The 11603-nt window shown below is 70.9% G+C and carries 11 protein-coding genes and 2 pseudogenes; 3 read left to right on the forward strand and 10 right to left on the reverse strand.

Annotated elements, in window-relative coordinates; genetic code table 11:
• Positions 1-341 precede the first annotated feature (341 nt).
• Together AB0L29_RS25780 and AB0L29_RS25785 are read right to left on the reverse strand one after the other, a co-directional pair.
• Positions 342-1541 carry an ABC transporter substrate-binding protein gene (locus AB0L29_RS25780; protein WP_365830121.1) on the reverse strand — a complete coding sequence of 400 codons (1200 nt, stop codon included), beginning with the start codon at positions 1539-1541 and terminating at the stop codon, positions 342-344.
• 112 nt (positions 1542-1653) lie between these two features.
• Positions 1654-2040: a hypothetical protein gene (locus AB0L29_RS25785; RefSeq protein WP_365830122.1), complete on the reverse strand. Its 387-nt coding sequence runs from the start codon at positions 2038-2040 to the stop codon at positions 1654-1656.
• A gap of 705 nt (positions 2041-2745) precedes the next feature.
• On the opposite strand from AB0L29_RS25785, the gene AB0L29_RS25790 reads away from it, so the two are divergent.
• Positions 2746-3969, forward strand: coding sequence for a hypothetical protein (locus tag AB0L29_RS25790; RefSeq protein WP_365830144.1), 1224 nt, complete (start codon positions 2746-2748; stop codon positions 3967-3969).
• Between the two features lie 32 nt (positions 3970-4001).
• Here AB0L29_RS25790 and AB0L29_RS25795 read toward each other — a convergent pair whose 3' ends face one another.
• The 6 genes from AB0L29_RS25795 to AB0L29_RS25820 all read right to left on the reverse strand — a co-directional run bounded on the left by AB0L29_RS25795 (position 4002) and on the right by AB0L29_RS25820 (position 8643).
• Positions 4002-5297 carry an MFS transporter gene (locus AB0L29_RS25795; RefSeq protein WP_365830123.1) on the reverse strand — a complete coding sequence of 432 codons (1296 nt, stop codon included), beginning with the start codon at positions 5295-5297 and terminating at the stop codon, positions 4002-4004.
• A 108-nt stretch (positions 5298-5405) separates the two neighbouring features.
• Entirely contained in the window at positions 5406-6062 is a 657-nt protein-coding gene (locus tag AB0L29_RS25800) for an NAD(P)-binding oxidoreductase (RefSeq protein WP_365830124.1), read from the reverse strand.
• A gap of 4 nt (positions 6063-6066) precedes the next feature.
• Complete coding sequence (locus tag AB0L29_RS25805) at positions 6067-6399, reverse strand: DUF1330 domain-containing protein (RefSeq protein WP_365830125.1); 333 nt, start codon at positions 6397-6399, stop codon at positions 6067-6069.
• A complete protein-coding gene (locus AB0L29_RS25810) occupies positions 6396-7103 on the reverse strand; it encodes a type 1 glutamine amidotransferase domain-containing protein (RefSeq protein WP_365830126.1) in 708 nt (235 codons plus the stop codon). The genes AB0L29_RS25805 and AB0L29_RS25810 overlap by 4 nt, the downstream gene beginning before the upstream one ends.
• Positions 7104-7363: 260 nt before the next feature.
• A complete protein-coding gene (locus tag AB0L29_RS25815) occupies positions 7364-8200 on the reverse strand; it encodes an alpha/beta hydrolase (RefSeq protein ID WP_365830127.1) in 837 nt (278 codons plus the stop codon).
• A 167-nt stretch (positions 8201-8367) separates the two neighbouring features.
• The gene (locus AB0L29_RS25820) at positions 8368-8643 is read right to left on the reverse strand and encodes a hypothetical protein (RefSeq protein WP_365830128.1); all 276 of its coding nucleotides are present in this window, start codon (positions 8641-8643) and stop codon (positions 8368-8370) included.
• Between the two features lie 19 nt (positions 8644-8662).
• Between AB0L29_RS25820 and AB0L29_RS25825 the strand changes: the two genes are divergently transcribed.
• Positions 8663-9526 (forward strand): APC family permease, encoded by an 864-nt coding sequence (locus AB0L29_RS25825; protein WP_365830129.1) that lies wholly within the window; start codon positions 8663-8665, stop codon positions 9524-9526.
• 43 nt (positions 9527-9569) lie between these two features.
• Positions 9570-9770: pseudogene (locus AB0L29_RS25830) on the forward strand (IS5/IS1182 family transposase); the annotation flags it as partial.
• Positions 9771-9777: 7 nt separating this feature from the next.
• Here the strand turns inward: AB0L29_RS25830 and AB0L29_RS25835 are convergent.
• Together AB0L29_RS25835 and AB0L29_RS25840 are read right to left on the reverse strand one after the other, a co-directional pair.
• Complete coding sequence (locus tag AB0L29_RS25835; protein WP_365830130.1) at positions 9778-10767, reverse strand: aldo/keto reductase; 990 nt, start codon at positions 10765-10767, stop codon at positions 9778-9780.
• A gap of 361 nt (positions 10768-11128) precedes the next feature.
• Positions 11129-11544 (reverse strand): annotated as a pseudogene (locus AB0L29_RS25840) (transposase); the annotation flags it as partial.
• Positions 11545-11603 lie beyond the last annotated feature (59 nt).

Here is an 11603-nt window from a genome sequence, read left to right on the forward strand (position 1 = left end):
CCGGCTGCCGGAACCGGTAGTGCCTCCGCCGCGCACGGAAGCGGAAGCCCCGCCTGGACCCTGCGCAGTCGCGCCACTTGACGGAGGGGCGGCCGAACAGGACCGCCCCTGGCGCACCACCAGCCCATTACGCTCCGGACGGTCCCTCTGACCAGGCCAGACAGCGAAACGCCAGTGCCAACGGACCCGCCCCGGCCGACCACATCCTGCACCGCCCACGCTGGCGCAGACGACGTCAACACCAAGCCCGCCCCAGCCACTGCACGGAAAGCGGACACAGGCCGTGAACCTGCCCGGCAATCACGGCAAACACCGTTGTGGCACTGGAGCGCGGCGGTCTGTCAGGTCGGCTTGAGCTCGCCGGTGACGGGGATGTCGGGGGCGCCTGCGTTGGTGACGATGGCGAGACTGGGGCCTTTCGGACCGGAATGCCACTGACCGCCGGCCAGACGGAGGAGCGCGATGTTGGGAGTGGGCCCCCGCTTCCAGTCGAGGGTGCCCGCGATCGTTGGGAGGGCGGTGCCGGCGAGAGCCTGGGCGACGGCGGCGTGGTCGGTGGGGTCGTCGGCGGTGCCGAGGGCGTGGTGGGCGGTTTCCATGAGGGCGTGGGCCAGGCCGAGTGGCTGCAGCCAGGATTCGCCGGTGTCGCGTCGGTAGGCGTGGGCGAGATCGGCACAGGTGGTGCCGTCGAGACTGGAACGGTAGGGATGGTTGGGACTCCAGTAGACCAGGGTGGCGACGCGGGCGTCGGCGAGTTCGGCGTGGATGCCCGGCACTGTGGTGGTGTGGGTGTGGGGGTAGGTCAGCCACCGCGAGCAGGTGATCAGCCGGGGGCGTAGTCCGGCCTGGCGGGCCTGGTGGTGGAAGAGGGCCAGGTCCGCAGCGGTGGCGGCACTGGTCACGATGCCGGCGCCGTGTTCCCGCATCCGGCGGATCTGTGTCTGGAAGTCGGTCGCGGGTTCGCGGTAGGGGCCGAGGTCGACCAGGTTGTGTCCGCGCGCGGATGTCACCGGGGCGAAGCCGTACTCCTCGTGGCGCAGCAGGCTGCCCTGCAGGTCGTCGTTCCACAAGCAGCCGACGGTGCGGGGGCCGTCGATCTGCTCCCACATGTGGGCGAAGACGGTGGCGATGTCGTCCAGCCCCCAGGCGAAGTGGTAGGTCCACCGGAAGCAGTGCCGGAGGTCGACGCCGCGGGAGTGCACATAGGCCTGCCACGGGAAGGTGGTCGACAGGCAGGGAACCCGCAGTTCCTCGCAGGCGTCCGCGACAGCGGGCAGCACCTGGGTTCCGGCCATGGTCAAGACGATATGGGCCTGATCGGTGGTGACCAGGTCGTGGACGGCCTGCCGGGCCGCTGCCGGATCGGAGCAGCTGTCGCGAACGGCGATCGACAGGCCATAACGGCGGCTGCCGTTCCGGATGTGTTCCAGCCGCGGTGCCAACGCCTTCAGGACGTACGTCAGTGGCTTGCCCAGCGGAGCCAGACGCCCCGTCAACGGCGCCACCACACCAATTGTCAACCGAGCGGAGGTTACGTTCACCTGTACTGCTTGCCTTCTCGTCGCTCTTCGGGAAGGGGCCGGTGAACCATGGCGGTGGACGGCGCCACGGCTCACCGGCCCCACCGGTGGTTCTCTCCGCCCGACCGCCTTGTCAGCGGCCGGAGCGGTCCACGGTGACGCACGTGGTGCGGCTCATCACCGCGACCGTCTCGTTGCCGCAGTTGTTGCTGTGGCCCGAGGCGTTGCGGGCGAACAGCAGGTTGGACAGGATCCCCCCACTGGGGCCGGCCTGGTCACCGCCACTGCTCTGACCGGTGTCCTCGGCCACGCAGGTGCGGTCCTTGAACAGCGCCACCTTGCCCGTGCCGCAGAGGTTGGCGTGGCCGGAGGAGTTCCTACCGGACAGGTTGGACAGCACACCCCCCGGCCCCGCGTCACTGTCAGCGGCATGCGCCGTGGCCACTCCTACGGGCGCCGCCAGCACCATCCCCACCACCGAGGTCACCACCGCGACACGCCGGGCACCGAACATCTGCATCACATTCCTCCCCATCGACTGCTGCCGGCCACCCCGGCCGGTCCACCAGCTCTAACGACCCTGCGCCGGAACGGCATGGGCGCAGGCACGGTGAATCATCAGCAAGGCAGTTGATCAGTTCCCTCAAAGGGAGTCTCCCCGCCCAGGCGTTGACAGCGGGATATGCGCAGGTCCTCGGAATCGATCCCGCGGCCGAGGACGAGAAGCCGCCCGCAGATCGTACGCAGGCCGGCAAGCGGGCGATGACCTGGCCGTTTTTCGAAGGCGGGCCCCAATTCCCGCGACGCTCCGTCTCCCCGCCTCTACGATCACTCGGAACGGCAGGTCGGCAGGGGTGGGACGAGCGTGGGCGATGACGTGGGAAGCGGTGGGACGGCGGCGGTCCGCCTGATCCGGGGAACGCCCCTGGCCGAGGTTTTGGACACCGCCGATCCTCGCGCCTGGACCGCGTTCGACGTGGGCGTCCGGCACATTCTCCGGCACGGGCATGCGCTGCTGCCGGACGAAGACCGGAGCGCAGTGCTTCACTTCGGCACGGTCGATGACGCCGCGCCGCGTACGGAGACGCCGCTGCGGCACCCGGCGTCCGGCCGGTCTTCCCGCTTCCGCCGCCGGGTCACCAACCGCCTCCACCGCCCGGCCGGGGGCTCGAAAGCGGCCGCCGTACTCGGGCGTCTTCCGCACGGCCGGCCCGGGGCGGGCGAGATCCGGGACGGGAGCGCGGAGCAGGACGCGCAGGCCCGGCTCGCTCTCGCGCTGTGTCATCCGGACGGGCGAGTGCGCGAGGCCGCCCTGAACGAGGCCGCGGAGCACCCCGTGCTGCTGCCGCTGCTGGCCATACGCGCCGGTGACTGGGTCACGCCCGTGCGCGAGCGGGCCCGGCGGTTGCTGGGCGAGAGGCTCGACGCGCGGACCGCAGTTGCCCTCGCGCCGCTGATCCTGCGGGTCGGCCGACGCGACCGGGGCGCCTTCGGGCTCGAACTGCTCGAGGGCGTGCTCCGCCGGGCACCGCGCGAGCGGTTGCTGGCCCTGCACACCCACACCGACCGCACCGTACGTCGCTTCGTCCTCCGACTGGCCGTCGAGGAAGGGCTCCTTGCCGCCGGCGAGCTGGCCCGCCGCGCCGCCCTGGACGACGACGCGGTCGTCCAAGGCCTGTGCGCCGATGCCGCCCTGGCCGCCGTAGGGGAGGACGACGACTGGGACGAGGTACTGGCACCGCTGCTGGGCGCGCGCACTTCCCGGGCGCGATCGGCCGGGGTCACCGCCCTGCGGCGGGCGGGACGACCCGGGCGAGCGATGGAGTACCTCATCGACCGGTCCGCGGTGGTCCGAGCCTGTGCACGGTATGTCGTACGGCAACACGGAACGAACCCGTTGCCCTGGTACCGGGAACGGTGCGCGAACCCGGCCGACCCGGCAATGCCACCCGGTGCGGTGATCGGGCTGGCGGAATGCGGGGAGCGCAGGGACGCGAAGTTGCTGTGGCCACTGCTCGCCCATCCGGCACCGACGGTGCGGGCACGAGCGGTGGCCGGGCTGCGCACGCTGGATGTGACCGACGCGGCGCGGCTGCTGCCGCTGCTCGACGACCCGGCGCCCGGTGTCGTGCGGGAGACGGCCACCGCGCTGCTCCCGTTCGCCGGGACACTGCCCGACGGGCTGCTGATGGCGCGCCTCGGCGCCGAACGGTCCCGGTCCGTCCGGGTCGCCGCGTTCCGGTTGCTCAACGCGCGCGGCGGGATCGTGGGGCTGCGGGCCGCGGTCGCCCTGCTGGACGATCCGGATGACAAGCTGCGCGCGTGGGCCCGACAGTCGGTACAGCGCTGGCGTCCGGGAGCGGACACCCCGCGTGGGAACGAAGAGGTGGGCGAGCTGCTGGACCGGGGTGCGGACGACCGGCCCGGCCGGACGACCGGCAGTCCGTGACGGCACGCTCGCTCACCCGTGGGCCATGTCGGTCAGCTCGGCGGGGAATGCCGTGCTTCGGGCCGGATGTGGAATTGAGGGTGCGGGGGCCCCGCGGGTGCCGGAGACGGCGGGACGTCGGGAGGTGCGCTGCGCGGTGAACGGACTTCTCGGGGCCGGGCGATGGAGGCCGTCGCCATGGCGGCCAGGGCGAGTCCGGACCCGGCGAGGAGCACGGGTACCGGATTCCACAGGCTGCTCAGTGCCTGCACGAGCACCGGGAAGGCGAACCCGGTGTAGGCGAGGCTGTAGAAGACGGCGATCGCGGTGGCGGCGTGCTGCGGCGGGGCCAGCGATTCCACCAGCCGCAATCCGCTCACCAGGAGGATGCCGTAGGCCGAGCCCAGGACGACGGCGGTGGTCAGCAGCAGGACCGGGGAGCCGGTGCCCGCGGTGAGCGCCGCGAGAAGCATGCCGGCGATCGCAGCCGCCATGCCCGTTCGGAAGGGGGCGGCTGGGGAGCGTCGTGCGAGTCGGCCCGCCCATGGCTGCACCGCGATGCCGGTGCCCAGGGTGATCGCGGCGACGATGCCGCTCCCGACGGGGCCGAAGTTTCCGAGGGGCACCAGCGCGGGCAGCGCTGGGAAGGACACGGTTGCGGACCCGAAAACCCACGGTGCCGTGGGGAGTACGGCAGCCAGGAACGCCCGGTTGGTCAGATGCGGCCCCGGCCGGCGGCCCGCCGCCATGCGGCGGGTGCCCGTTCCGATGTGCCGTCGGCCCGTCTCAGGGGCTCGGAACACGAGTGGCAGCGCCAACGCCACGAGCGCGACGTGTACGAGGTAGGAGGTGATCTGCGGCAAGGGGAGCCACTGGACGACGGCCCCGGACAGGAGGGGGCCGGCCGCGAAACCGGCGGTCAGTGCGACTGCCGCACGTCGTGCTCCCGTGCCCCGCGTCTGTGCGGTGTCGGACAGTTCCTTGATCCATGCCGTTCCCGGCCCGAACGCGGCGCCGGCACTGATCCCGATGAGTATCCGCCCGACCAGGATCGTCCCGAACGCCCCGTCCGAGAACGACAGCACCGCCGAGCCGAGCGCGGAGAGCAGCAGCGCGGCGAGAAGCGCCCGGCGCCGGCCGACACGGTCCGAGATCCGCGCCGCGATCAACAGGGTCGGTATGAGCCCGACTGCGTAGGCCCCGAACAGACCGTCGGCCCGGAGCCCACTCAGGTGGGCGTAGGCGTGCAGCAGGGAGGCGAACATGTTGGCCCCCCATCCCACGACGAACACCGCGACGGCGGGCCGGACCCACGCGGACCGCGCGATCACCGGTGGAACGCGTCTCACGCTGCCTGTTCCGGCCGGCGGCGTCGGCCCGCCGCCCGCTGCCGGGACGGCGGACGGGCGTGACGAAACGTCGAGGGTGCGTGTGCTGGGGGGAACGAGCATCGGTTCTCAGCCCTCGATCCGCTGCCGGACGGCGTCGGTGATCGGTGTGGGGCCTTCGGTGAGTTCGAGGATCTCGCGGCGCAGCCGGGGGGTGTGGACGAGCTCGGCGAGGGTGGCGGCGACGTCGTCGCGGGTGATCCGGGTGTGGACCAGGGCGGGGGCGAGGCTGATCCGGCCGGTGCCGGGCTCATCGGTCAGGGCGGCCGGGCGCAGGATCACCCAGTCCAGTTCGGTGGCGGCCAGTTCGGCGTCGGCCCTCTTCTTGGTCTCGATGTAGTGCTCGAAGGTGTCGGACACGTCCCGGCCACGCCAGGCTTCGGGGAAGACCGAGACGAGCAGCAGGCGTCGGACGCCGGCGAGGCGGGCGGCCTCGATGGCGGTGGACAGGCCGCGGCCGTCGATGGCCGTGATGGCGCTCGTGCCGCCTTCGCCGCCGGCCCCGGCGGCGAAGACCAGGACGTCCGTGCCGCGGAGCAGGGCGGCGAGTGCGGGTGCGTCGATGCGGGTCAGGTCGCCGTGGGTGGCGTGGATGCCGTCGGCTGCAAGGCGTCCGCCCTGCTCGGGACGGCGGTAGAGCCCGTCGACCGGGTCGCCGGCGGCGGTCAGCAGCCGCGCCAGGCGGTGTCCGACGCCGCCGGCGATTCCCAGGATGAAGGTCTTCATGTCGTCACTTGCTTTCCGGAGTCCGGTGGGCCGACGGAGGTGGGGTGCCGGGAAGGCCGTCGACGATGAGGACGCGGTGGTCGGCGGCTGCTCGCCGGTGGGGCGCTGCCTGCTGGTAGGCCGGGCTGTCGTACCAGGCACGTGCCGCCTTGGCGGTGGGGAACCGGTGGGTGGGGATGCCGTCGAACGGCTCGCCCTCCAGGGTCTGGACCGCGCCGTATCCGACGACGGGGGTGACCGGGTGGCCCGGGCGGGCCCGCCGGGCCAGGGCCGTGCAGGCCTCCAGCCCGGCGGGGTCGTCGAGCCGCTCGCGCGGCGTCACGACGTGGACGCTCACGCGCCGGCCCTGTCGGTCTCGGCGACCTTGGTGACGAGGTCGATGAGTACGTCGGCGGCCGGACCGGAGGAGGCGGGATTCTGCCCCGTGATCAGCAGGCCGTCCCGCAGGACGTACGGCGCCCAGTCCTGGCCCTTGGAGTAGTCGCCGCCGAGCCGGACGAGTTCGTCCTCGACCAGGAAGGGCACCACCTCGGTGAGCTGGACTCCCTCTTCCTCGCTGTTGGTGAACCCGGTCACCTTCTTGCCCTGCACCAGCGGAGTGCCGTCCGCGTTCACCGCGTGCCGCAGGACACCGGGGGCGTGGCAGACCAGAGCGAGCGGCTTGCCCGCTCGCAGGGTGGTCTCGATCAGGCGGATGGAGGTGGCGTCCTCGGCCAGGTCCCACAGGGGGCCGTGACCGCCGGGGTAGAAGACGGTGTCGAAGTCGTCGGCGGAGACGGAGTCGAGGCGGACGGTGTGGGCGAGAGCGTCCATGGCCTCGGGGTCGGCTTCGAAGCGGCGAGTCTCGTCGGTTCGGTTGGCCGGCTCGTTGCTCTTGGGGTCCAGCGGCGGCTTGCCGCCCTTGGGAGAGGCGAGCACGAGGTCGATTCCGGCGTCCCTGAAGCGGTAGTAGGGGGCGGCCAGCTCCTCCAGCCAGAAGCCGGTCTTCCTGCCGGTGTCGCCGAGCTTGTCGTGCGAGGTGAGGACGATGAGAACCTTCATGATCACTGCTCCTTCGATTGAGTAGACCGGTCGTCTCTAAGGCGATGGACCGGTCGCACCTGCATGTCGTCACGCCGGGCGGGCGTGGTGTGGGGGGCGCCGTCGACGCTCTGCGTCTCGGGCCGGTTCTGCCAGTGGTTCGTCGGCCGCTTGCGGGACATGATCCGCTGAGCCGTGTCGAGAATGCAGCGGCGAGTGTCGCCCCGGGTGTTTGTCACGGTGCTACCACACCACAGAGTAGACCTGTCGTCTAGCGACGGTCAGCGGTCGAGGAAGTCGAGGAGGATCTCGTTGACCTCGGCGGTGTGGGTGGTGAGGAGCCCATGGGGGGCGCCGTCGATCTCGATGTAGCGCGCGGTGGGCAGGGCCTTGGCGAAGCGCCGTCCGGTGGCGTCGACGGGCAGGGTGCGGTCGGCGGTCCCGTGCACGATCAATGTCGGGACGTCGATGCGGGGGATGTCGGCGCGGAAGTCGGTGGGCCAGGTCAGAGGCGCGGCCGCCGCGGCGATCGCACCGGCGCCGGCCGCCACGTTCCAGGCGTTGCGCACCGCTTCCTCGCTCACCCGAGTGCCGAGGTTCTCGTCGAGATTGAAGAAGTCGCGGTAGAAGTCGGCGAAGAAGGCGTAACGGTCCTTGCCGACCGCGTCGGAGACGTCCTGGAAGAAGGAGAGCGGCGCGGCACCGTCGGGATTGTCCTCGGTGACGGCCAGGAACGGCTCCAGCGAGGCCAGGAAGACAGCCTTGGCGACGCGGGCGGAACCATAGGTGGACAGGTAGCGGGCGACCTCACCGGTACCCATGGAGAACCCGACCAGGACCGCGTCGCGAAGGTCGAGGGCCTCCATGAGGGTGTTCAGGTCGGAGGCGAAGGTGTCGTAGTCGTAACCGGCCGCGGGCTGACTGGACTTGCCGAAGCCGCGCCGGTCGTAGGTGATGACCCGGTTGCCGGCCGCCAGCAGGGCCGGCACCTGCCCCTCCCAGGAGTTGCCGTCCAGCGGATAGCCGTGGATCAGCACGACCGGCCGGCCCGCCCCCCTGTCCTCGTAGTGCAGTTCGATGTCGGTGCTGTTCTCCATACCAACCTTGATGCGTCCCATGATGCTTGCCCCTTCGGGGAGTGGCGGGTGGCGCCGGCATGTGCCGCGCTCCGATGTCCAGGACTATACGACCGGTCTACTCGGCCTGTCAATGCGCGCCCGCATCGCCGGAAGTCCACCAGCCTGCACCGCTTCCGAAACCCAGTCACCAGGTCTCACCCGGTGGTTCACGCTGCGGCTTCGCACTCGTTGATCGGCCCGCCGGGAACGGGTGCCCGGCGGGTTCGCCCCGCGCGGGCCGGGAACGGGATCGCGTTCGGGTCGTCGGCGGGGGCGCGCAGGCTCAGTCCGGCGCCTTGATGGCTGCGCCCGCCGTCGCAGTGAGCGACATGGTGGTCATGGTGGTCGAGGGCCGTGCGCAGGTGGCACTCGCCGCCGGTGAGCATCCGGCCGGCGCACCCGGCGCGGACGGTGCGCACGAACCGCTCGGCGATCGCGTTCATCCGCGGTGCCCGGGGAGCCGTGAGCAGGCGGATGCGGCAGCTCGATGCCCTGGCAGGCCGGACGAGGGCCATCGTCCTGTTCGGCCTCGCCTACATGGCCCCGGCCGTCGTCACCTCGACCTTCGGCGTCATCGCCGCCTACGCCTTTCTCGGCTTCGACGCCGTCAGCACCCTCAGCGAAGAAGCCCAGGACCCGCAGCGCACCATCCCGCACGGCATCGTCCTCACCGTGCTCGCGGGAGGCGTGATCTTCGTGGCGCTCTCCTTCGTGATGCAGTGGGCACACCCCGGGAGCTCCTTCGCCGACGAGTCCTCAGCCGGCTACGCCGTCTCCACGCTCGTCGGCGGCAAGGACTTCGCCGACGTCGCGAACATCATCACCGTGCTCGGCGGTTTCGCCTCCTGCGTGGCCATCCAGGCCAGCACCAGCCGCCTGATGTTCGTCATGGGCCGTGACAACGTCCTTCCCCGTCCTGTCTTCGGACGCCTGCACAGCAAACTGCTCACCCCGGTGCCGAACGTACTCATCGTGGCCGCGGTTGCGCTCCTGGCGACAAACCTGACCCTGGCCGACGCCACCTCGTTCATCAACTTCGGCGCCTTCCTGGGCTTCACCGTGGTCAACCTCTGCGTCATCGCCTACGCCGTGAGGCAAGGGCGCTGCGACAACCGCCCCTCACTGCTCGGCTTCGTGATCCTGCCCCTGGCCGGCGCCGCCGTCGACATCTACCTGATCACCCAGCTCGGCGCCACCGCGACCAAGCTGGGACTCGGCTGGATCGCCATCGGCGTCGTCTACCTCGCCGTCATCACCAAGGGATTCCGCCGTCCCGCACCCGAACTCCGGCTCGACGACAAGGAATCGGCCGGCACCGCGCTCTGAAGGGTGTCCCGCACCTGTTGATCACGGGTGAGACGCTCTTGGCGTGGCTGGTGTGATCACGGCGCCGGAGCCTTCCGATGCTCCGTCCACCGGGCCGGGCCGCGCCGGTTCGGCAAGTCGGTCACCGCACTGCGGCGCGGGGCTCCAGGACCCGGTCCGCAGGATCCGGTCCTGGAGCCTGCCGCTTCAGGGCCGGGTCCCGCTGGTCGCCGCGTACTGGCGCACGAACCCTCGCGTACGCGAGCGCAGTACTAGAGGTCGACGGCTCGCATCCCCGTCTCGTCATACCGCTCACCCGCCGGCTCGGGCAGCTCCGCATCGATGCGGGCCAGATCGTCCCCGGTCAGCGCGATGTCGACCGCGGCGGCGTTCTGCTCCAGGTAGGTGCGGCGCTTGGTGCCGGGGATCGGCACCAGGTCCTCGCCCTGTGCCAGCACCCAAGCGATGGCGAACTGGGCCGGGGTCACGTCCTTCTCGGCGGCGATCTCCTTCACCTTTGCCGCCAGCCGGAGGTTCGCCTCCAGGTTGGCGTCCTGGAAGCGCGGGTTCTCGCGGCGCCAGTCGTTCGCGTCCAGCTCGTCCGGCGAGGTGAACCGCCCGGCGAGGAAACCGCGACCGAGCGGCGAGTACGGCACGAAGCCGATGCCCAGCTCCCGGCAGGCGGGCAGCACCTCGGCCTCCACGTCACGTGACCACAGCGAGTACTCGCTCTGCACCGCAGCGACCGGATGCACGGCGTGGGCACGCCGGATGGTCTGCGCGCTCGCCTCACTCAGGCCGATGTACCGCACCTTGCCCTCGGCGACCAGCTCGCCCAGCGCGCCGACCGTCTCCTCGATGGGCACGTTCGGGTCGACCCGGTGCTGGTAGTACAGGTCGATGTGGTCGGTCCCCAGACGCTCCAGGGAACCGTGGACCGAGCTCCGGACGTGCTCGGCCGAGCCATCCTGCGGGCCGACCGTGCTGATGTCGCCGGGTACGGCGTTGTCCATCCGGTAGTTGAACTTCGTTGCGATCACGTACTCGTCGCGATGTCCCCGGATCGCCTCACCGACGAGCGACTCGTTGGTGAGCGGCCCGTACATCTGCGCGGTGTCGAGGAAGTTCACCCCGAGGTCGAGGGCACGCCGGATGGTCGCGATTCCCTCCTCCCGATCGGCGGATCCGTAGAAGGCGGACATGCCCATGCACCCCAGGCCGATGGCCGATACCCGGAGATCCCGCAGATTGCGCTTCTGCATGCCGTTTCCCAGCCTTTCCCTGCACACTCGTCTGCCGTTCGGACGGCACGGAGCCCTTCATCCATCTAGCGACGGATTCCGCCGTCCGGCATCCCGTGGGAGGCACCGGACGGCACGGGCTTCGTGCGCCGCGGTGCGTGCGAGCCACGATCTGGGGCACCTTCCGCCACAAATCAACCGTTCAGGAGGGTCGGCAGCTCGAACAGGTCGCTCTGTGCAACCGCCGGCCGGTTGCGCAGCTTCCGACACGGGCACCGCCGGCTCCGGGCCGGAGAAGGTGCCTCCACGGGCTTCGTCAAGCTGCAACCGGGGGGGCGGCTGGTGGAAGGTGCCGTCTCGGAGCATCGCGAAGAGGACGTCGAGAGGAGCCAAAGTCCCTGGTCACGGGTGCCAGGCCGGCGTAGGCGGCAAGGTGGCCGGCGGTGGCGAAGCCGCTGCCGGCACCGACGTCGATGAGGATGCGGGCTGCGGTCCTGGCCCCGATGCCGGGCATCGAGATCAGCACCCGGGAAAGAGGGTGGGCCTCCAGAAGCCCTTCGATCCCTGCAGCGAGGATTTTGCGCTGGTCAAGGATGGACCGGAGGGAACCGGCGAGGCTGGGAACGATCAGCGCGGCCGCGCGGTGCCCGGGACGACGACGGTCTGTTCGCCGAGTGCGCTGAAGATGTCCTCCACCAGCCGCTCGGCCATCCGCGGCGCCTTCGGCCGTATCAGGGTGACCAGTCGTCGCCTTCCGGCTTTGCGGATCAGGGCCGGGGAAGCGAACTGCTCCAGCAGCTTCGGTTCGCTGTCGGGCAGCGGCTCGTCGACGTCGGGTCATCGAGCGCACCATGCCC

This window comes from Streptomyces sp. NPDC052701, assembly GCF_040678355.1.
In the GTDB taxonomy this organism is placed as follows: Bacteria; Actinomycetota; Actinomycetes; order Streptomycetales; family Streptomycetaceae; genus Streptomyces.